Annotated in this window: 20 protein-coding genes and 1 pseudogene; 9 read left to right on the forward strand and 12 right to left on the reverse strand. The window is 61.6% G+C overall.

Annotated elements, in window-relative coordinates; genetic code table 11:
* Both VGD45_RS26865 and rplQ read left to right on the forward strand, forming a co-directional pair.
* Positions 1 to 217, forward strand: a 217-nt coding sequence (locus tag VGD45_RS26865) for a DNA-directed RNA polymerase subunit alpha C-terminal domain-containing protein (RefSeq protein WP_331158472.1), incomplete at its 5' end; no start/stop codon positions are given.
* A 68-nt stretch (positions 218 to 285) separates the two neighbouring features.
* Positions 286 to 690, forward strand: a pseudogene (gene rplQ, locus VGD45_RS26870) (50S ribosomal protein L17); the annotation flags it as partial.
* A gap of 297 nt (positions 691 to 987) precedes the next feature.
* Here the strand turns inward: rplQ and VGD45_RS26875 are convergent.
* From VGD45_RS26875 to VGD45_RS26885, 3 genes are read right to left on the reverse strand one after another with little or no spacing between them, the layout of a single operon-like run.
* Positions 988 to 1,308, reverse strand: a complete 321-nt coding sequence (locus VGD45_RS26875) for a putative quinol monooxygenase (protein WP_331158473.1) — start codon at positions 1,306 to 1,308, stop codon at positions 988 to 990.
* A 13-nt stretch (positions 1,309 to 1,321) separates the two neighbouring features.
* Positions 1,322 to 1,621 carry a hypothetical protein gene (locus VGD45_RS26880; protein ID WP_331158474.1) on the reverse strand — a complete coding sequence of 100 codons (300 nt, stop codon included), beginning with the start codon at positions 1,619 to 1,621 and terminating at the stop codon, positions 1,322 to 1,324.
* A gap of 17 nt (positions 1,622 to 1,638) precedes the next feature.
* Positions 1,639 to 2,274, reverse strand: a complete 636-nt coding sequence (locus VGD45_RS26885) for a DUF1579 family protein (protein WP_331158475.1) — start codon at positions 2,272 to 2,274, stop codon at positions 1,639 to 1,641.
* A 118-nt stretch (positions 2,275 to 2,392) separates the two neighbouring features.
* Between VGD45_RS26885 and VGD45_RS26890 the strand changes: the two genes are divergently transcribed.
* Positions 2,393 to 3,238, forward strand: a complete 846-nt coding sequence (locus tag VGD45_RS26890; RefSeq protein WP_331158476.1) for an AraC family transcriptional regulator — start codon at positions 2,393 to 2,395, stop codon at positions 3,236 to 3,238.
* Here VGD45_RS26890 and VGD45_RS26895 read toward each other — a convergent pair.
* Complete coding sequence (locus tag VGD45_RS26895; RefSeq protein ID WP_331158477.1) at positions 3,232 to 4,215, reverse strand: FAD:protein FMN transferase; 984 nt, start codon at positions 4,213 to 4,215, stop codon at positions 3,232 to 3,234. The genes VGD45_RS26890 and VGD45_RS26895 overlap by 7 nt on opposite strands.
* A gap of 82 nt (positions 4,216 to 4,297) precedes the next feature.
* Positions 4,298 to 6,760, reverse strand: a complete 2,463-nt coding sequence (locus VGD45_RS26900; RefSeq protein WP_331158478.1) for a TonB-dependent receptor — start codon at positions 6,758 to 6,760, stop codon at positions 4,298 to 4,300.
* Between the two features lie 338 nt (positions 6,761 to 7,098).
* Here VGD45_RS26900 and sthA point away from each other — a divergent pair, with 338 nt between their 5' ends.
* Both sthA and mscL read left to right on the forward strand, forming a co-directional pair.
* Positions 7,099 to 8,490 carry a Si-specific NAD(P)(+) transhydrogenase gene (gene sthA / locus VGD45_RS26905; protein WP_331158479.1) on the forward strand — a complete coding sequence of 464 codons (1,392 nt, stop codon included), beginning with the start codon at positions 7,099 to 7,101 and terminating at the stop codon, positions 8,488 to 8,490.
* A gap of 72 nt (positions 8,491 to 8,562) precedes the next feature.
* Positions 8,563 to 8,970: a large-conductance mechanosensitive channel protein MscL gene (gene mscL, locus VGD45_RS26910; protein ID WP_331158480.1), complete on the forward strand. Its 408-nt coding sequence runs from the start codon at positions 8,563 to 8,565 to the stop codon at positions 8,968 to 8,970.
* A 39-nt stretch (positions 8,971 to 9,009) separates the two neighbouring features.
* On the opposite strand, the gene pepQ is transcribed toward mscL, so the two are convergent.
* Both pepQ and VGD45_RS26920 read right to left on the reverse strand, forming a co-directional pair.
* Positions 9,010 to 10,347, reverse strand: a complete 1,338-nt coding sequence (gene pepQ, locus VGD45_RS26915) for a Xaa-Pro dipeptidase (protein WP_331158481.1) — start codon at positions 10,345 to 10,347, stop codon at positions 9,010 to 9,012.
* 43 nt (positions 10,348 to 10,390) lie between these two features.
* Complete coding sequence (locus VGD45_RS26920; protein WP_331158482.1) at positions 10,391 to 11,245, reverse strand: 2-keto-4-pentenoate hydratase; 855 nt, start codon at positions 11,243 to 11,245, stop codon at positions 10,391 to 10,393.
* Between the two features lie 172 nt (positions 11,246 to 11,417).
* Here VGD45_RS26920 and VGD45_RS26925 point away from each other — a divergent pair, with 172 nt between their 5' ends.
* The 4 genes from VGD45_RS26925 to VGD45_RS26940 all read left to right on the forward strand — a co-directional run bounded on the left by VGD45_RS26925 (position 11,418) and on the right by VGD45_RS26940 (position 13,447).
* Positions 11,418 to 11,702, forward strand: coding sequence for a hypothetical protein (locus VGD45_RS26925; RefSeq protein ID WP_331158483.1), 285 nt, complete (start codon positions 11,418 to 11,420; stop codon positions 11,700 to 11,702).
* A gap of 230 nt (positions 11,703 to 11,932) precedes the next feature.
* Positions 11,933 to 12,445: a GNAT family N-acetyltransferase gene (locus tag VGD45_RS26930; protein WP_331158484.1), complete on the forward strand. Its 513-nt coding sequence runs from the start codon at positions 11,933 to 11,935 to the stop codon at positions 12,443 to 12,445.
* Between the two features lie 206 nt (positions 12,446 to 12,651).
* On the forward strand, positions 12,652 to 13,032 hold the full coding sequence (locus VGD45_RS26935; RefSeq protein ID WP_331158485.1) for a hypothetical protein: 381 nt from the start codon (positions 12,652 to 12,654) through the stop codon (positions 13,030 to 13,032).
* 1 nt (position 13,033) lies between these two features.
* A complete protein-coding gene (locus tag VGD45_RS26940; RefSeq protein WP_331158486.1) occupies positions 13,034 to 13,447 on the forward strand; it encodes a hypothetical protein in 414 nt (137 codons plus the stop codon).
* Between the two features lie 84 nt (positions 13,448 to 13,531).
* On the opposite strand, the gene VGD45_RS26945 is transcribed toward VGD45_RS26940, so the two are convergent.
* Genes VGD45_RS26945 through VGD45_RS26965 form a run of 5 tightly spaced genes read right to left on the reverse strand, consistent with a single transcriptional unit; the run spans position 13,532 to position 19,211 of the window.
* Positions 13,532 to 15,586, reverse strand: a complete 2,055-nt coding sequence (locus VGD45_RS26945) for a sulfatase-like hydrolase/transferase (protein WP_331158487.1) — start codon at positions 15,584 to 15,586, stop codon at positions 13,532 to 13,534.
* A gap of 1 nt (position 15,587) precedes the next feature.
* Positions 15,588 to 16,277, reverse strand: a complete 690-nt coding sequence (locus VGD45_RS26950) for a YidC/Oxa1 family membrane protein insertase (RefSeq protein WP_331158488.1) — start codon at positions 16,275 to 16,277, stop codon at positions 15,588 to 15,590.
* A complete protein-coding gene (locus VGD45_RS26955) occupies positions 16,277 to 17,614 on the reverse strand; it encodes a hypothetical protein (RefSeq protein ID WP_331158489.1) in 1,338 nt (445 codons plus the stop codon). The genes VGD45_RS26950 and VGD45_RS26955 overlap by 1 nt, the downstream gene beginning before the upstream one ends.
* The gene (locus VGD45_RS26960) at positions 17,611 to 18,207 is read right to left on the reverse strand and encodes a class I SAM-dependent methyltransferase (RefSeq protein WP_331158490.1); all 597 of its coding nucleotides are present in this window, start codon (positions 18,205 to 18,207) and stop codon (positions 17,611 to 17,613) included. Before VGD45_RS26960 ends, VGD45_RS26955 begins: the two co-directional genes overlap by 4 nt.
* Positions 18,204 to 19,211, reverse strand: a complete 1,008-nt coding sequence (locus tag VGD45_RS26965; protein WP_331158491.1) for an adenylyltransferase/cytidyltransferase family protein — start codon at positions 19,209 to 19,211, stop codon at positions 18,204 to 18,206. Before VGD45_RS26965 ends, VGD45_RS26960 begins: the two co-directional genes overlap by 4 nt.
* Between the last annotated feature and the right edge of the window lie 14 nt (positions 19,212 to 19,225).

Here is a 19,225-nt window from a genome sequence, read left to right on the forward strand (position 1 = left end):
TCGCAGCGCGAACTGCTTGAAGGCCGAGAACATCCACTACATCGGCGACCTGGTGCAGCGGACCGAAGTGGAGCTGCTGCGCACGCCGAACCTCGGCAAGAAGTCGCTCACCGAGATCAAGGAAGTGCTCGAGAGCCATGGCCTGTCGCTGGGCATGCGTCTGGACAACTGGCCGCCGGTCAGCCTGAAGCGCGACGACGAACGCGATGTGATCTGACGAGTATCTGAGATGAGTAATCCGGGGTCTCGAAGAGACCCCGGTTTCTGTTTGAAGGACTTAGAAAAATGCGTCACCAACTTTCTGGCCGGCAGCTTAGCCGCAACGCCCCGCATCGCCAGGCGATGCTGCGTAACATGGCAGCCTCGCTGCTCCGTCACGAGACCATCCGCACCACCGTGCCGAAGGCGAAGGAATTGCGTCGTGTCGTCGAGCCGTTGATCACGCTCGGCAAGGACGACAGCGATGCCAACCGCCGCCGTGCTTTCTCTCAGCTGCGCGACGCCGAAGTGGTCGTGAAGCTGTTCGAGACGCTCGGCCCTCGCTTCAAGGCGCGTCCGGGTGGCTACACCCGCATCCTGCGCATGGACCCGCGTCCGGGCGACGCCGCGCCGATGGCGCTGATGCAGCTGCTCGATCAGCCGGCTCCGGCCGCTGAAGAAGCCGCTCCTGCCGCCGAGGGCGAAGAAGCCGCGCCGAAGAAGAAGGGCGCTTCCAAGAAGAAGTCCGCGGGCTCGAAGCGCGTGAGCAAGAAGGCCGTGAAGACCGAGGCGGAAAAGGCCGATAAGAAGGCCAAGGCCGAGAGCAAGGCCGCCGCCAAGGCCAAGAAGGTCGAAGCTGCCGCCGCCAAGAAGAGCGCCAAGAAGACTGCCACGCCGAAGAAGAAGGCTGGCGGCGCCAAGAAGAAGGCTGCTGCGAAGAAGTGATTCGAGCGCGCCGTTCGCGGCGCGCTGCCGATACCAAAGGCCCTCTCGAAAGAGAGGGCCTTTTTATTTGGTCCCCTCATTTAGCGGTTGGTGCCGCACCCAGCGATAACTGTCTGGCGAGCCCTCGATCACTTCGTCCTTGCTGCGTAGAAACGCCTGCAAGTGCGGGCTGCCGACGTGAGCATCCAGATCGGCCGCCGAACGCCACTGTTCGAGCAGCATCCAGAGCGCCGGATCTTCGGTCGATCGGAACAGCTCGTAGGAGATGCAGCCGGGTTCCGCGACGGTGGGTGCGATCAGCGCTGCCATTCGCCGGCCAAGCTCTTCTTCCTGCCCTGGTCTGGCGCGCACGATTCCAATGGCAGTGAGGCTGATATCGGTCAAGCGACGTCCCCGATCAGCGCTGTTCGGCGAACAGCGCTTGCAGCCCGATGAACGGCGTCAAAGTAAGGATCTCCACGTCCAGCAGTCCGGCCGCGACCATGGGCAACTGACGCACCAGAGCGTCGGCCTGCGCTCGATCTGGCGCTTCGATATTGAGCACCGCGCCGCGGCCGGAGCCCGAAAAGAAATGAATTGCCCGCACCGAATCGGCGACCAGCAGTTCCCAGACCTTGGCGACTTCGGCGTGGCGCAGCTTCGCCTGGTCTTCTTCGGTGGCGGTGGGTTTCAGTTTGAGAATCGCAATGTGTTGCATGCGGAGCTCCTGGATTGTCACATGCGCGTGTAGATGGACCGGTCGATCAGCTGCTCGCCGCGTCCGGGCGGGGTGAAATACAGCTCGATGACGTGCCGGTCGTCGTTCTGAATATCGATGGCCGTGCGCATGGGAATTTCCTTGCCGGCGAACTGCTCGCCCAACAACCCTTGATCGGTGAACGCGCCGTCGAGATCGAGGCGTGCGGCGGGTTTGTCCAGTCGCGAGCTTCGATACAACATCATGTTCGAGTTGAGCGCGTCGAACGTGACCCACTCGTAACGGCTGTCGATGTTGCTGAAGCCCAGAATTCCGAGCCGATAGTAAGGCGAGCCTGCCAGCGCGCCCTGCGTCACGTCGTGCAGATGCCGACCGCCGGCAAACCAGAAGCGTTGCGCCACCATGCCGCTGGATTTCGCGGGAGCTTGCGGCGAGCCGATGGCGATATAAATCTCTTTATCGACCAGCCATTCGCCCTGCAGCGATCGAACCGCGGCGTGAAATGGGCCCGGTAAGCCTCGACGTACGAACGCGGGCATTCCTGCGGCGGCCCGTTGTTTGTCGGCGGGCTGAATGTCGGCGGCATGGGCGCCGGTGCTCGCTAGGGCCGTGGCGCCGGCCATCAAGGTCAGAAAATCTCGTCTGTCCGTCATAAAAAAACTCCCGTCGCAGGCCCACGATTGTTCCTCGCGTAAGCAGTCGGGTCGCGCACGTTCGGTTATTCGGCCCGAGCATTGACGGATTGTGCTCGTCAGCCGCTAGACTCGGCGCATGACCTCTGTCGCCCCCGAGACCTCTGCAGCGTCATTGCTGGTCGATGCCGTCGAGATCGCGCACCTGATGGCGGGACCTTGCGAGCCGCCGCCGACGGACACTTATCGGCTGTCGATGAACACCGGCCCGGCCGCATGGGGCACGTGTAGTAATCCCGAGCGCGGACGGCGTTATCTTCGCAGTCCAGGCGGCATCAACTTCGCGCCGGCCGGTGCGGCCATTGGCTGGACGCTGCATTCGCCGTTGAGCATGTTGAAGCTGGCCGTGCCTCACCGATTGATGCGACGAGCGGCGCAAGACCTGGATCTCGACTACCGGTCGCTGGATTTTCGGATCGCGATCCAGGAACGCGATACGCAGATCGAATGGCTCGCAAGATCGCTGCACGCGGAAGCGATCGCGGGTGAACCCAATGGCCTGTTGTTTCGGGAAACCGTCGGGCTCGCGTTATCGATCGTGCTGCTGCGAAAGTTCGGCGCGTCGGCGCACAACAGCCGGATCGAGAACGGACGTTTCGCGCCGGCGCAGCTGAAACGAATCGTCGATTACGTGGAGAGCAACCTCGGTCGTGAGGATCTGTCCCTGGCTCAACTCGCCGCTGTCGCGGGAACCAGCGTCTCCAGCTTCAAGATCCTGTTCAAACGCTCGGTGGGGCTGCCGGCTCATCGTTTCGTGATCGAACGTCGCGTGGAACGCGCGGCAGCTTTGCTGAGCCTCGGTCGACGCATCAGCGAAGTAGCGGCGGAAACGGGCTTCGCCCACGCCACTCACCTGGCGCGCTGGACACGTCGCCTACGTGGATTGAGTCCCAGCGATTTACAGCGACGCAGCGCCGCTCAGTGAGTCTGGTCGGGCGGAGCGAGGCCTTTGGTGTACAGCACCTTGCCTTCCGGCGTGACTAGCACGGCGTCGATGTCGTCGAGCCGGTTGTATATTTCAATGGCTTTTTCCGGACCGAGCACGAAGGCTGTCTTCGACAACCCGTCCGTGCGCGTTGCCGTCGGTCCAATAATTGTCGCGCTTCTGACCTTGCTCGCCGAGTGACCCGTCTTGGGGTCGATGATGTGGTGATAGCGGACGCCGTTCTCGTCGAAGTAACGTTCGTAATCTCCCGAGGTTGAGAGCGCTGCGTCTTCGAGAGGAATACGCGCGATCACTTCGTCCTTGCGATCGGGATGACGAATACCCACGACCCACGGCTTGCCGAAGCGATCGCCGATGATTCGGCTGTCGCCACCCGCTGTGACTAGTGCGTGGTCGATGCCTCGCGCCTGGAGCACGGCGATGCCGCGATCCACCGCATGACCCTTGCCGATGCCGCCCAGATCGACGCGCACGCCGGGTCGGGCGAAATGGACGGTGCTGTTCTTGCGATCCAACTCGACGTGCCGATAGTTGATACCCGGCAGCGCGGCGGCGATTTGTTTCTCGTCGGGCCGCACGTGTTTCCGGAAGTCATACATGTATCCGACGCTCGCGTAAGTCACATCGAACGCGCCGTCGGTGATGCGTGAATATTCGAGCGAAGTATTCAGCAGATCGAACAGCTCCGCGGAGATCTTGATCGGCTCCTGCGCGGCGCGAGCATTGACGATGGAGAGTTCGCTGGTCGGCTTATAAGTGCTCATCGCCTGATCGACACGGCGCATCTCCGCGAGCACCGCCTCGATGGCGGCGTTGCCCTGCGCCTTATCCGCGGCCCACAGCTCCACGACGATGCGGGTGCCCATGATCCCGTCTTGGACGCGCTCCACCCATTCGGCGCGAGCGGGCTGGACGAAGCAGAGCAGGGCGAGGATGGCCGGCAGCAGGTGTTTCATGGCGCGCATGGTAGCGCAAAAGAAAAGGCGGCTCGGTTTCCCGAGCCGCCTCACTCCTGCGAGAGTCAGTCGTTGCTGTTGTTTAGAACTTGAAGCGTGCAGTCACACCGTAGGTTCTCGGCGCACCGAGGAAGCCATTCACAGTGCTGGTCGAAGCCGCGCCGCCGGCCGAAGATCCCTGCAGCGTTGCGTCGAAGATCACCTGGTAGTAGTCCTCGTCCGTCACGTTCAGCGACCACACCTCGACCATCCACTTCTCATCCGCCGCGCCAAAGCCGAGCCGCGCGTTCACCAGCGTCATCGCATCCTGCATCTTGCGAGGATCCAGGTTGGAGCCGGTGTTGTACTCCGATGTGTAGCGCGCGCCAATGTTGCCGCGGATGAGCAGATTGTTACCGATAGGCTGTTCGTAAGTCGCCGACAGGCTGCCCGACCACTCCGGCGCGAACGACAGCTGATCGTCCTCTCGCTCCGGACGGAAGAAGGCAATCGCCGTGCCGAAGTCCTCGATGGTCGTGTCCGCGTACGTAACGCCACCTTGGAAGCTCAGCTGTTCGAGCGGCGTGTACCACACGAAGTCGAGATCCACACCCTGCGACACCACCTGCGGCAGCGAAGTGACGATGAACTGCAGACCGGTGAAGGTGTTGAGCTGGAAGTCGGTGTAGTCCTGGTAGAACACCGCGCCATTCAGGAGCAGGCTGTTGTCGGCCCACTGTGTCTTCACACCCAGCTCGTACGAATCGACGGTCTCCTTGTCGAAGCTCGTATCGGTGTCCACCACGGGACCGCCCGGCGTACCTGGATTGAGAATGAAATTTCCGGTGCGCTCGCGATACAGGTTGAAGCCGCCAGCCTTGTAGCCCTTCGCATACGACAGGTACGACATGACATCGTCGGTGAAGCGGTAGGCGATCTTGGCCGTGCCGCTCCATTCCTCTTCGTCGAGCGATTGCGAGAACGCCACGTCGTTGAAGATCGGATCGGCGTAAGTGACGCTGCAGCCGATGCCGAAGATGGTCGCGGCGTTTGGGTTGCTCACGAACCCTGGGATGCCGCGCAAGGTCGCGCAACCGACGCCGCCGTGCCCGTTGGAATAATCCGAGTCGAGGTCCTTGGACTCGTCCGTGTAGCGCAGGCCCAGAGTCAACTCCAGCGCGTCGGTGAAGCGGATGCTGTTGTTGGTGAACAGCGCCCAGCTCTTGGACTCCTGCTCATAAACGTCACGCGTCGCGCCGCCGCCCGGATACATCAGCGCCCGTATCGGGGCGGGGATCGCGTTCAGCGCGCCACCCAGCAGACCGTTGAAGTAAGCCTGGAACTGATTGCCCAGAATCAGCTGGTCGTGCGACTCCAGATCCTCGTCGGCATAGAACAGACCGACCAGCCAGCTGAGCTTCTCGCTCTCGCCGGCGAGCCGGAATTCCTGCGACAGCTGCTCGAACGAGTTGCTGAAGTCGCCGTTCGGCTCGCGATACAGAATGTCGACCGTGGTGAAGTCGGCGTCCTGACCGTTGATGGTTTCCCAATCGCGCCAGGCCGAGATCGAGGTGACGGTCGCGCCGCCGAGCGCTTCGAGATCCCAATTGATCTCCATGGATCCGCCCTTTTCCTCGACTTCCTGTTTGGTCGAGCGGTTGGAATACGCGACCCGATCGAACGGATCGACAGGATTGCGGAACGAGCCGGGCACCAGCGTGTTCAGGACCTGCAACACGCCGGTGGTCGGCGTCAGCACGACTTGCGGAGCCGCGCAGCAGTTCTCGTCGCGATCGGTGTAGTCGGCGGTCAGGCGGATATCCAGCGAGTCGCTGGGCTTGATCAGCAACTGGCCGCGCGCGGTCTTGAACTTGCGGTCGACATCTTCGTCTTCGGTGCGAGGACCGGGGCCACGCACGACGTCGAGGAAGCCGTCGCGCTCGCGCGAAGCGATATACAAGCGTCCCGCGACCGCGTCGGAGAAGGGCACGTTCACGGAGGCGGCGCCTTCCATCGCGCCGTAGTCGCCCGCGGTGAGCTCCACGTCGGCGCCGAAGTCGAACGACGGACGTTTGGTGACGACGTTGATGACGCCCGCAGAGGTGTTCTTGCCGAACAGCGTGCCTTGCGGACCTTTGAGCACCTCGATGCGCTCCAACTCGCCGAGGTCGCCGAAGCCCACGCCGTTGCGCGGCCGGTAGACGCCGTCGATGACGACGCCGACGGACGATTCCAGGCCGGCGTTGTCGCCGACGGTACCGATGCCGCGGATACGGGCGGTGGTGACCGACTCGTTGGAGGTGGATGTCACCAGCAAGCCGGGCGTGAGGATGGTGAGGTCTTTGATGTCCTTGACGCCGGTATCTTGCAACAGCTGCTCGGACACGGCCGTCACGACGATCGGCACGTCCTGCAGGCTTTGCTCGCGCTTCTGAGCAGTGACGATGATGGTGTCGATAGTGCGCGTGTCTTGTTGCTCGGAGGCTTCCTGCCCGAACGCCGGCACTGTTATCAAAGCCAATGCACCTACTACCGCTCGGCGCAGCAGCACACTTCGATCTTTCATGGATCCCCCTTGTTTAGATCCAGATGCTTAGAGCCAGATTAAGAACTTGTCATGGCGGGGCTGCAAAGCCCGCAGCTGATAGCCCAGCACGTGAAGCGTACTGAGTTCAGAGCGCCAGCGAAAGTGATTTCGCATAAAAGCAACGCCTGCAAAGGCACCAAAATGATTCAAACATGACCGTTGCGGGCGGCATATTCGGAGATTGCGCCATGCAGTCCGGGCTAGTCCCGAGCCCCGGCAGAACTAGTTGCGATCTGCAGCACTGGGCTGTTGTTCCATGACAACGAGTCAGGGATGATGCACGGCTCGAATGTCTGAATCAGAGTCTGGTAGCGAGCATGGCGACCGAACAATTTGATGTCGTGGTCATCGGCAGTGGCCCCGCCGGCGAGGGGGCAGCGCTCACCGCCGCCAAGAATCACCGCAGCGTCGCCATCGTCGAGCGTTACGTCGAGGTGGGCGGAGGCTGCACGCATTGGGGCACGATTCCCAGCAAAGCCCTCCGCCACGCGGTGAAGATCCTGCATGACTTGCGGCGAAATCCCTTGCTCCGTGAGTTTCACGACGCCTCGCGCCTGACTTACCCGCAACTGCTGGCGTCCGCGAACAAAGTGATTGAGGCGCAGGTGGCCAGCCGGCGGCGCTTTTATGAACGCAATCGTGTCCCCGTGTTCTTCGGCGAGGCGAGCTTCGTGGATGCGAACACGGTGGAAGTGCAGCCGCCGGTCGGCAAACCGACGCGGTTGTCCGGCAAGCACATCGTCATCGCGGCGGGCTCGCGCCCGTACCATCCACCGGAACTGGACTTTACCCACGATCGGATTCGAGACAGCGATTCCATCCTGCGCTACGCCGAGCATCCGTTCTCCGTGACCATCTATGGCGCGGGTGTTATTGGTTGTGAGTACGCCTCGATCTTCATCAACTTAGGCGCGAAGGTGACGCTGGTCAATACTCAACACCGCCTGCTGTCGTTTCTCGATGATGAAATCGCCGAGGCTTTGTCATATCACCTGCGCGAGCAGGGCTGCGTGATTCGTCACAACGAGCAATTCAAGGCACTGGAGGCGCGCGAGCGCGACGTGGTGCTGCATCTCGAGTCGGGCCGCAAAATCAAATCGGACCTGCTGCTATGGGCCAACGGCCGCACCGGCAACTCGGACAAGCTGCACCTGGAGCGCGTCGGCCTCAAGGCCAACAGCCGCGGCCAGATCGAAGTTAACCAGCATTACCAGACGGCCGTCCCGCATGTATACGCGGTGGGCGATATCGTGGGCCCGCCGGCGCTCGCCAGCGCCGCCTATGTGCAGGGCTCGCACGCGGTGTTACATATGCTCGATCCGAACATCGCGCCTCACAGCACCGCGACCATCCCGAGCGGCATTTACACGATCCCGGAGATTTCCTCCATCGGCCGCAACGAGCGCGAGCTGCAGGAAGCGAAGGTGCCGTATGAAGTCGGTCACTGCTCGTTCAAGAATCTGGCGCGCGCGCAGATGACGGACGAACGCGTCGGCATGCTGAAGATCATCTTCCATGCCGAGACCATGCAGGTGCTGGGCGTGCACTGCTTCGGCGACAACGCCTCGGAGATCGTGCACATCGGCCAGACGGTGATGGCGAGCGCGAACAACGATATCCGCTATTTCACGCAGACCACGTTCAACTATCCGACCATGGCCGAGGCGTATCGGGTCGCGGCCTATAACGGCATCAACCGACTGACCTGAGATCCGCATTACATTTGTCACTTCAGTTGGCGTATCGTCGCGTTGCGCTAACAACTCCAACCGAGGTGGCTAATGAGCTTCGTCAAGGAATTTCGGGAATTCGCCGTCAAGGGCAACGTGGTGGACATGGCGGTCGGTATCATCATCGGCGCCGCCTTCGGCAAGATCGTGAGCTCGCTGGTCAGCGACGTGGTGACCCCGCCGCTCGGTTATCTCATCGGCGGCGTGGACTTCACCAAGCTCGCGGTCACTTTGCCGGCCATCCAGGACGGAGCGGAGCCAGTGACCATCCGCTACGGCGTGTTCCTGCAAGCGACGTTCGATTTCATGATCGTGGCGTTCGCCATTTTCTTGCTGGTGAAGCTCATCAACCGGCTGCGTCGCGCTGAAGAAGCCAAACCGGCCGCGCCTCCCGCGCCGCCCCGCCAGGAAGTGTTGCTGGAAGAAATTCGCGATCTGCTGAGACAGCAGCAGCGCTGAAGACTAGCTCTCGCCGCCGCGCTGGACGCGGCGGCAATCCTACTTCACGTTAGCGAACGCCGGCCGCGTCAGGTTCTCCGGCGTGCCGGTCGTGCACACCACGTCGTCTTCGATGCGAACGCCGCCGTACGGTTTGAATCGCTCGACCTGCTGCCAGTTGATCTGCTTGCCCAGAGGCGAGGTGCGCGCCTTGTCCAACAGCTGGTCGATGAAATACAAACCGGGCTCGATCGTCACCACGAAGCCAGGCTCCAGCGTGCGAGTCAAGCGCAAGTAAGGATGTCCCTGCGGCCGCGCTTTCTGTTTGCCGTCCGGCGTGACGCTGAAGCCCGCGACGTCGTGGACTTGCAAGCCAATCAAGTGCCCGATGCCATGCGGAAAGAACACGCTGCTCAAGCCACTGCTCAACGCTTCATCGGGCGAAGCCGTGATGACGTTGAAGACGCGCAGAATCTTGGCGATGCGACGATGTGCGCTGAGATGAATGTCGGCGTAGTCGACGCCGGCGCGCACTTCCGAGCACAGTTGCTGCTGCTGCTCGTCCATCGCCTTGATCATTGCCGCGAACTCGTCGTTCTCACGTGAGTAGGTTCGCGTGATGTCGGCCGCGTAGCCGTGAACCTGCGCACCGGCATCGATCAAGAAGGAGCGAACGTTTGCGGGAGGAGAGCGCTCCTGATTCTGATAATGCAGGACGGCAGAGTTGGCGTTGAGCGCGACGATGTTGGGATAGGGCAGCTCGTTCTCGGTCTGCCCGGACGCACTCACATATGCCATCTGAATTTCATACTCGGACGCCCCGCGCCGAAACGCGGCCTCGGCGGCTTTGTGAGCGCGCGCTCCCATCAGTGAAGCGCGACGCATGCACTCCAGCTCATATTCCGTCTTGAACGCGCGCACGTAATGCAATCGATGCAGCAGCGCTTCAGGATTGCGCCCAGTGAATCCCCAATCGGTAAATTCTTCTCGCCACTCGCCGACGAACGCGCAGCGCGTGAGCCCGGCGATGTGGGCCTTCGCTTCGGACGCTTCGCGAATGACTTTGATCTCGAACGCGCTGGTCCAGAAATCGTTTGGCATCTCGGGCGGCTTGTACCAATAGTCCACCGGCTGCAGAAAGATCAGCTGCAGGCGCTGACCCGGCCGATAGACGATCCAGCAATCGGCGGCCTCCGCGAGCGGCGTCCACAATCGAAAGTGCGGATTGGGTTTGAACGGGTAGGGCTGGTCGTCGAGAAACTGCATGTGCAGCCCGCCTGCATAGATGGCGAGCGCGTCGAAGCCGGTGACTGACAGCGCCTCGTCGGTGTGGCGGCGCTGGATTTCCAGGTGCGCGGCGTACAGGGTTTGCAGCGAAGCGTTCGATTGAGCGTTCATGAGCGTCGTTCCGAGCGAGTCGTCGTGGACTCAGTGCGTAGGACTATTCGGTCACGTTGATTTCCAGCGTGGCCCAGGGGATCTCCTTGGTCGCATCGTTCGCATAGTAGCTGGCGACGCAACGGCCTGTCGTGGCGGGCAGCATGCGCCCGAGCGCGCCGGTGAGCAGAATTTGCCCACGCTCGATTTTCCATCCTTGCTCCAGCATCTTGTTCACCAGAAACAGCGCCGCGCGCCATTGATCGCCGAGCGAGTCGCTGCCCTTGCCAGTGAACATTTCTTTGTCGTTGCAGGCGAGCCGGATGTCGACGGCGTTCGGATCGCGCTGCTGCGGCGGGATGAATTCGCCGACGATGTATTTCGCCGCCGCGACGTTGGTGGCGACGATGTCGATGGCGTCGAGCGTCTGCGGCTGCGAATAGTCGAGATTGGGAAGCTCGATCGCCGGCGCGACGCCGTCGATGTGAGCGCGCAAAGCTGTGACGTCGGCAAGCGGCTTTTCGATTGGAGCGCTGATGCGCATCGCCATCTCCACTTCGATGTGAAGTCCGCGCAGCTCGCGCAGACTCACAGTGTCTGCAGATCGCAACGCGCCCTCTTTGAACAACACACCTGCGACCGCGTCGTTGGTTTTGAAGCGTGCTTGCGCAGGCGGCGATGTAAGTCCTGCTTTGAATCCCGCGGGGCGTGTGTCCTGCAGTTTTGCGCGCACGCTGCGCGTCTGCACGCGATATGCAGATTCAATTGTCAACGTTTCGTCAATGTTGGGCAGCGTGCGATGCTCGCGCCACGATGTCACTATTTCGTCAACGACTCGTTGCGGCGTCGAGCTGCAACCGCCGAGCGCGAGACAGATCAATGACATCGACGCGATCGCGCGCGCGCTACTGGTTTTCATGTGAGTTCGTGACATGTCTTCACGCAGCGACGTTGCACTTGGCATGACGAGTGACTGTTTCAAACGTAGGTGAAACATCTTAGACTGCCGCCGCTGCAAAGGAATGGTGGCATGCGCTACCAGACTGTTGCTGTCCATCAACCTACATCATCACATTGGGGTGATCGTTCACATGAACATCAAAATGATCCTCGCTGCGTTGGCCCTGTCGCTGTCGCTCGCTGCTTGCGCCAAGAAGGAAGAGGCTCCGGCCGAAGCCGCTCAGGAATCGGCTGCTGAAGCCACCGACGCCGCCGCTGCTGCTGGCGACGCCGCTGCCTCCGCTGGCGAAGCTGCCACCGACGCGGCCGCTGCCGCTGGTGACGCTGCTGCCGCCGCTGGCGAAGCCGCTGCCGACGCTGCCACTGCTCCTGCCACGCCGCCGGCTGGCGAGACCACTCCGCCCCCGGCTCAGTAATCGAGCTTGGCGAGTTTGGGGGCAGATTCAAGTCTGTTCCCACCAGCACCGGGCGGGTTCATCCCGCCCGGTTGCTTTAAGGGGTTCACTGCGGCCTCGCAAGCGGAGATCACCGATATCGTCGCCGCCGATTTTTGCAGTAACGTAGTCACGGATAAGTAATCGCTCCCGGCAGCGCCGCTGTCGGCCTCGATTCAAGTCGGAGGTGGCAAGGGAATCGCCAGCAACCCGTGCCCGTCAGCATTCGCGATGCATTGAATTCTCCGCGCGACCGTCAATGGATCCAGGCTCAATACCCGGCGTACCTGGAAGACCTGTCGCAAACGAGCATGAACACCGGCATCTTTCCGGCCACCGGCGAGGTGCAGACCGAGCTCATGGCGCGGTGGTTCGCCGACGACAGCTCGTATCCCCTCATTATTCTCAAGAACGAGCAGCCCGCCGGCTTCGCACTGGTGAGCCGCCCGCCGCGCAACCGCCGCGATCTGATCGATTTCCGCATGGCCGAGTTTTTCATCGCCGCCAGGTCACGCCGCCTGGGCATCGGGCGCGATGCGGCTCAGCTGATCTTCAATCGCTTCGCCGGAAGCTGGGAGATCACGGAGTTCGTACACAACAAGACCGCCGTGAGTTTCTGGCGTGCGATCCTGTTGGAATATACGGGCGGCAAATACAAGGAAAGAGTGATGCACGGCGAGGTCCATCAAACCTTCGTCTCCACCAATCGTCAGCGGCCGCGCTGAGCTCAATTGCCGAGCGACGTGGAAACGCACCTTGCGTCGTGGCTTCAGGGGCATGTTCGGAAATCGATTTAACATTCGGCGCTCCAGCTGGAGTGTGTGCTGGAGGCTGTTCCACAGGGAGGATGCTCTTGGTGGCGTGCGCTTGGTCGATTATTCTTGCCCAGCCCTGACACTGTGCGCGACCGGCCATGATCAAGAGGTGAAGGATGTTCGGTTGGTTCAAGAAGGACTCTGCGCCAAGCAACGGTCCTGATTTCCGGTCGGTGGATTCTCCCGAGAAGGCGCAGGCATTGGCGCGCTCGGGCGAGTTGCAGAAGATGCTGTTGCTGCCGGCGGAGTTTGGCGGCGAAGATGTTCCTCCGAACTGGGTGCTGGTGCCGTCCTGGGTCGCAGAGAAAAAAGCCGAGACCGACCAGAACATCGTTTTTCCGCTCGCCGCCGAAGGCAAGATTTCCAGCTACCGCGCCACGCCTCAATACCAGGGCAAGAGCTTCGTACCCAACGCCATCACTATCGAGGCGTCCGATCCCGAATCTTTCAGCGTGACCATCGCCATCTGGGGCGATGCTCTCGAAGAGGATGCCTGAGATGCTGGAGGCCACGAATCGGACCCTCGTCATTTTCTTTCTAACAATTCAGAGCAGCTACTCCGGTAACACGGAACAGCCCGCGAGCGACGAGGCGTTCGACACCGTACAATTCTTCCAGTCAGACAGCGGCGCCTGGAGAATCAAGACATTCGCGATGGACCAGGATGTTCACGTCTGGTCTCTCGGAGGGAAGGTCGGCGACATCGTCACGGTCGCGCGCTCGAACACGGAGAAACACTACGGTGACGTTCTGCTCGAGGGATACATCTCGAAAAGCTCCACGGGCTTCGACGGCCTGCGCCAGGAGCTCGAATCCCGCGGCCTGTCCACTCATCTCGAGATATCGGATTCCGGGCTTGTCTTCTGGACCCCGGAGGGGACGCGATATCGATCCAAATCGAAGCCGCGGTGAGTTGGAATTGCGTCAGTTACACCTGGCAGTCTTCATGTTTTTGTCGCCAGCGCGGCTGCTGGCTGGTCGCAACGAGCTCGGCGCTCACTCCAGCGACGACCAGCCCTTCGCGTCGAAAGGATCTTTGCCCTTCAGGACGTACTGAGTCTCGATCACGAACGCTTCCGGCTTCTGCGCGGTGAATTGCCATGGCACGATGGAGACGTAGAACGGATCGTCGCGGCCGGCCGTGACGATGGGCTTGTCGTTGAGGTATGGATTCACGCAGCCGCCGATTTCCTCGCAGACGATGCGAGGCACTTCGGCGTTGGGCGTGAATGTTTCGGATACCTGGAGAGCGCCGTTTGCGCTGCGTTCTTTGACCAGCAGCACCGAGCGGCTGCCGACGAATTTGTTGGCCGTGGTGCCCCCGGCGATGGCGCGCGACGAGCGGTCCTGCACGACTTGGGCGATGCCATGGTCGGAGACGATGACAATCTTGGTGTTGTCGTAGACGCCGGAGCGCTTCAGGAAATCCAGATAATCTGCAACGGCCAGCAACGAGCACCGGGCCGCTACATAGTGCTGCAGGGAAAGCAGGTGGTTATGGCCACGACGCTGCACTTCTTCCTTCGATACTTCATATGGCTCGCGTCGCGGCCGGCAATCTTCGCCCATGTACACAGGTTGGTGCGGCAGCAGATTGGAGATGAAGTTGAAGTTGGACTCGGTCGCGGTTGTAGCCGACATCTCCGCGAACCCTTGCAACTGCGCCCACTCTCTGAATGTCGTCGCCGCCGATTGATCCATGAACGGCCGCCACGGGCCTCGCTTGTACAGAACGGCCTTCAATGCATACGGCGCACTGCGCATCGAGCCGAGCAGGACGAGTAGATCCGCATAGTTGGCCATCGCCAGGTCGTTCAGTGCGAAGCCCATCTGCTCGGCGCGCGATTTGACCGCCGACATCGGGACGTGGCTGCACGTCACGCCCTCGATCTGCAGCGAGCGGCAATCGCCTTCCAGAGTGAATCCCATGCCGCGCGGCCCGACCATGTTTACTCGATAGCCGTGCTGGGCGAAGTTGTGAGGCAGGATCGAGAATGCTTCGGCGGATAGCTTGCTGAGCGACTGATGCCGCGCGTTCATCTCCAGAGGCGTGTAATCGTAGCCGCCCAGCATCGGATGTACGCCGGCGATGGAGTTGTAGCCCGCGGCGATGGTGCGCGGATACCAGGTGAACCCGCTGAGCCGCTCGCGCAGATCGGGGTGGTCCTGCAGGATGGACTCGACGAACGAGCCCATGAACCGATCCAGAAACACGATCAACACGTTGGGCTGAGTTTGCGAAAACTGTAACGGACGCTCCGACGCGACCAGACCGCCTCGAGAGCCGCCAGCTTCACCGACGCGGTCTGCGGTTATCCTCGACGCAACGACGAGAGCCAGAGAGATATTGACCAGCACGATGCCGATGAGGAAGGGGCGCGCCTTGAAGCGCAGCAGCGCCCAGCACAACGCCGGCGTGACGATCAGAACGAGTGCGCCGTCGAACAGCGCTCGCCAGCGGATCGTGGCTGCCGACTGCGGAACCTGCTCCAGCGTCAGCCCCGTCATCGCGGGATAACCCAGCGGGGCCGCGTAGGTATAAATAATCGTCAGTATGACCGCGCTGAGGGCGAGCACGGTGAGCAATGTCCGCATTCGCGCAGTGAACGCCAACATGTAGAGCATGCCGGCGACATAGACGATCAGCATGGCGTCGCGGGCATTGACCGAGACCAGATAGCCGAGATGCAGATCCAACTCTCCCGGCGACGTGAGGAACGTCGTGATCGGCACGACCAGCAGGATCAATCCCGACACCAGTGCTACCGACAGCAGGTAAAGCGGCAGGCGCAGCCGTCCTAAAGCGTCTGTGAGGCGCACCAGCCCCTCTCCATACATCCCTATGGTGCCGATCGCCGCCGCGACGGCAACGCCAAGCAGCACCTCCGGTTTGAAGTCGTACCAGAGGGCGGCGGTGAGAACGGCGTAGATGGCTAGCATGCCCAGCGCTATGCGCAGCGCGTCCGGTATGCGCAAGCGAGGCGAGCTGAGAACGCGAAACGCCAGGAGCAACGTCAACGCAGCGAGCGCAAAGTAAGGCAGGTACATCATGTCAGCGCTGCGCGGCGAGCCGTTCGAAGGGTAGCAACGATTGCAGACTGCGACCCGCGAGCTTTCGTTGCACCACGTTGCGGACCAGTGAGAACAAATTGTTCAACGTCCAGTACAGCGTGAGTGCGGCGGCGCTCTGGTACAGCAACACCAGGAAGAGGGTCGCCAGCAACCAGGCTTGCAGACGTTTGCCGCGATCTTCGACGTAGTAATAAACCGACGCTGCATTGATCGCCGTCATCAACAACGGCAGCACGTTTACGCCGCCGAGCAGCCCGTCCGGACGGCTCAGATCGGCGATCGGGCCGAACGGCGCGCCGACCAGCACTTCCAGGCCGGAAAGAAAGCGATACACCGTGACGAACACCACGATCTGAACGAACAAGTCGGCCGAGCCGAGCACTTCGGAAATCGGGTGATAGCGATAATGGCGGTACACCGTCCTGATGTAGAAGTACCGCTCGCGACCGCGGAAGTGACGTTTCATTCGCGCCACTTCGCTGGCCACTCGCTGTCTGATGGCGCGAGCTGCCTTGGAACGCTGCTCCATCTGATAGTAGAGCGGCAGCAGCGCCACGTTGAGCAGCACACTGAAGATGACGAGCTGCGGGCCCGCCTGGTCGCTGAACCAGGCGTACGAATAGATCAGCATCAGCGGCTGCAGGAAGATCTGATCGAGCACTTCCAGCATCAGGCCGCTCCTTGCGAGCCCAGTCCAGCCGGCGTTCCGGAGAAGCCGACGCGCGCTTTTTTAGGCGAGGCACTCGCGCGCTCGCGGACCAGAATCTCCGAGATCTGTTCCGCGGCTACCCGGCTCGCCGTGCCGAAGTTATAAATGAGCTGAGCGCGCACCTCGGTCAGTCGCGCCGGCGAATGATTGACGAGCGCCTGGCCGATGTGAGCCGCGATATTGTTTATCTCGGACGGCGGCACTGGCACGATGAACTCGCGGCAGCGCTCCTTCAACTCACTATCGCCGCCGAGCAGATCGCCCTCGAGACCTCCGACGATGCGCCGCTGGTCGATGATCAACACGGGGCGCTCGTAGATGAAGGCAAACTCGTGAGCGATGCCGGAGATGTCGCTCAACAGCACATGGGCTTTGGACATCGACTCGGCCGGCGTGCGCGAGGTATCGACCTGCACGCCGCTCACCGCTAAAACTTTGGCGTACAGCTCGGGCTGAGAGACCTTCATCTGCGGATGGGGGCGGACGATGACGCGATACTGCCGGGCGATCGCGGCGATGAAATCCACGCCGAACGACTCGAACATGCTGAACGGTCCCCAACTCGGCGCCACCAGCACAACCGTTTCACCGCTGGGCGGCGGCGCTGCGTGGCGGTTCTTCAGCAATTCTTCATAGTGCGGTATGCCCGTGTGGTAGAGCTGTTTGGCGGGTAAGCCTCGAATGCCTTCGATCTTCCGGATGTTGGCTTCGAGAATCTCGCCGCAACACAGGACCGAGTCGAAAAAGTCATAGGCGTACGGCCGCACATAGCGCGATTCGCCCAGCGCGTGCTGCAGAATCGAATAATGTTTCACCCGGGGCGAGCGACGGAACGTCATCACATCGAGCTGCGGCGTGGTGGTGACGAGCATGTTGGCTTCGATGTTGTTCAAATACGCGTAGCCCACCATGCCCGGCGCGATGGCCCGGTGCGTGACCTTCGGGGGCAACGGCTCGTACGAGTCGTCTCGTTCGTACATCGTGAAGAACGTCGGTTCGACGCCGCGTGCGACCAGCTCCTTCAGCACCGGCAGAAAAGTAATTTCGTAACGTGGATCCTCGCAGTGGATGGCGAGATCGCAGCGCTGATCCTTGTGACGGATGCGAAAGATCGCTTCGAGCACGCGGTAATAGAGCCCGCGCACGCCGAAGTAAACGGATACGACGAGGCCGGAAACGACGTAGAAGAGCGCGCTGCCGGTGCCGGGGTCGATGTATGCAGCCGCTGGCGCGGCGTGCGCGAGCAGCCACAGTCCGATCAGCCAGTAAGTCGCGGATCCATCCGACGAGCGTGTCATGTTCGCCGCCGCGCCTCGAAATAGAATTGTTTGGTGCCGAACGCCGACTCCAGCTCGTCAGGGTAGATGCGATCGACCGCCGTGACCTGGTGATGCCGCGACAGCAGCGCGATGGTTTCCGGCAGAGTGCGGTAGTTGGAGGCGTAGCCGTCCTTGACCACCCGTTCAGCCTGCGATTGCAGCGTGCAGGTCGAGCGCACCCATACGATAGGCGCCGTCAGGCGCGCGAACAGAGCGTCGACCACCGAATCGTCGAAAACATACTGAATGACGCCCGCGACGATGGCGGCGTCGACCTGCGGCAAGTCGCCTGGCTGAGCGATGTCGAACACAGCCGTGCGCACTCGCGGATCTATATCTCGCAGCAGATCGGCCGCGATGTCGTAACCGTAGAATTCCTCGAAGTCCGTGAGGCGCAGCAGACACTCGAGCAACGAGCCGTCGCCACAGCCCAGGTCGAGCAGCCGCTTGCCGGAAACCTTCGCCAGCCGCGGCACGAGATAGTTGAGCTCGTGGATACGACGCTTGCGCGTGAACGCGAAAGGATATTCCGTCTGCGCTTTCCAGAACGCCGAGGCGGTTTGTGTGCTCATGCTGGGTGGCTGCTCGAAGAACCGTTCACGCCGTGCCATTCGTCGCACACGTACACGCCGGACGCATAGAAGCGGATCTGACCGCTCGAAATGCTGTTCTCGAGGTATGCGGTCAAATCGAACAGCTCGCCGGACATCAGACTTGCCAGCGGAATCGGCAGGCGGATCACGCTTTGCGGCACGCGATGAAACGTTTCGCCGTTGGGGATGAGCTTGCCGCTCGCGGCGGCAGCACGAATGTCGTCGGGGCTGCGACGCGGGAACTCGATCGGTTCGCCGACCTCGCGCGCGAACTCCGACAGCCGTGTGACGGTCCCGTTGTTGACGAAGTGCACGTTGCCGAGCAGATCGACTTCGGAGTAGTCGTAGACGACGCAGGGCGCGGCTTTGGCTCCGAGTCGTCGCAACGCCTCGAGGCGATTGGCGCCGTCGATGACGATCATCTCGCGCACCACCGAGATCGGATTGAAGAACGTGCGATCGGCGCGGATCTTGGCGAGCAGCCGCTCGACCTTGGCTTCGTCGTGCGCCTCGTAGCGCTTGAGTTCCTCGATCGGCACCATGCGCAGCCGATCGCGCAGGAAGTGTTCGTCGCGCCGGCGCGAGCGCTCGACGCGTTTGCGAATCTCAGTCGTGGAGATTCCTTGCGTGCGCGGCAGCAGCACCAGTCGGATGCCGTTGTCGCGCAGAAAATTCAGGGCCGGCGTGCGATCCGCCGAAAACAACCAGTCGTCGCCTTGCACGACGATGTCGGGTCGCAGCGCCGCGTAGTTGGGGCGCTGGTCGACATCGGTGTAATGGATGACCTCGGCGACGAATGGCAACGACCGGATCTGTGCATCGCGCTCCTCGAGGGTGAGGATGGGACGGGCCCCCTTGGTCTCCTCGACGCCCTGGTCGCTCATGATCCCGACCGTCAGCTCGCCCAAGGCCGCCGCCTGGGTCAGGATGTTGAGGTGCCCGCGATGGAGGATGTCGAACACGCCAGTGGTGTAAACGCGCACGTGAGCTGTCTCGC

Source organism: Steroidobacter sp. (genome assembly GCF_036402275.1).
Classification (GTDB): domain Bacteria; phylum Pseudomonadota; class Gammaproteobacteria; order Steroidobacterales; family Steroidobacteraceae; genus Steroidobacter.

Excerpts from the sequence above, each read along its gene's own strand:
- VGD45_RS26890 (WP_331158476.1), top strand. The coding sequence starts at position 2,393 with ATGACCTCTGTCGCCCCCGAGACCTCTGCAGCGTCATTGCTGGTCGAT.
- VGD45_RS26960 (WP_331158490.1), bottom strand. The coding sequence starts at position 18,207 with ATGAGCACACAAACCGCCTCGGCGTTCTGGAAAGCGCAGACGGAATAT.
- VGD45_RS26900 (WP_331158478.1), bottom strand. The coding sequence starts at position 6,760 with ATGAAAGATCGAAGTGTGCTGCTGCGCCGAGCGGTAGTAGGTGCATTG.
- VGD45_RS26935 (WP_331158485.1), top strand. The coding sequence starts at position 12,652 with ATGTTCGGTTGGTTCAAGAAGGACTCTGCGCCAAGCAACGGTCCTGAT.
- pepQ (WP_331158481.1), bottom strand. The coding sequence starts at position 10,347 with ATGAACGCTCAATCGAACGCTTCGCTGCAAACCCTGTACGCCGCGCAC.
- VGD45_RS26945 (WP_331158487.1), bottom strand. The coding sequence starts at position 15,586 with ATGATGTACCTGCCTTACTTTGCGCTCGCTGCGTTGACGTTGCTCCTG.
- VGD45_RS26895 (WP_331158477.1), bottom strand. The coding sequence starts at position 4,215 with ATGAAACACCTGCTGCCGGCCATCCTCGCCCTGCTCTGCTTCGTCCAG.
- VGD45_RS26920 (WP_331158482.1), bottom strand. The coding sequence starts at position 11,245 with ATGAAAACCAGTAGCGCGCGCGCGATCGCGTCGATGTCATTGATCTGT.
- VGD45_RS26940 (WP_331158486.1), top strand. The coding sequence starts at position 13,034 with ATGCTGGAGGCCACGAATCGGACCCTCGTCATTTTCTTTCTAACAATT.
- sthA (WP_331158479.1), top strand. The coding sequence starts at position 7,099 with ATGGCGACCGAACAATTTGATGTCGTGGTCATCGGCAGTGGCCCCGCC.
- VGD45_RS26885 (WP_331158475.1), bottom strand. The coding sequence starts at position 2,274 with ATGACGGACAGACGAGATTTTCTGACCTTGATGGCCGGCGCCACGGCC.
- mscL (WP_331158480.1), top strand. The coding sequence starts at position 8,563 with ATGAGCTTCGTCAAGGAATTTCGGGAATTCGCCGTCAAGGGCAACGTG.
- VGD45_RS26950 (WP_331158488.1), bottom strand. The coding sequence starts at position 16,277 with ATGCTGGAAGTGCTCGATCAGATCTTCCTGCAGCCGCTGATGCTGATC.
- VGD45_RS26955 (WP_331158489.1), bottom strand. The coding sequence starts at position 17,614 with ATGACACGCTCGTCGGATGGATCCGCGACTTACTGGCTGATCGGACTG.
- VGD45_RS26880 (WP_331158474.1), bottom strand. The coding sequence starts at position 1,621 with ATGCAACACATTGCGATTCTCAAACTGAAACCCACCGCCACCGAAGAA.
- VGD45_RS26925 (WP_331158483.1), top strand. The coding sequence starts at position 11,418 with ATGAACATCAAAATGATCCTCGCTGCGTTGGCCCTGTCGCTGTCGCTC.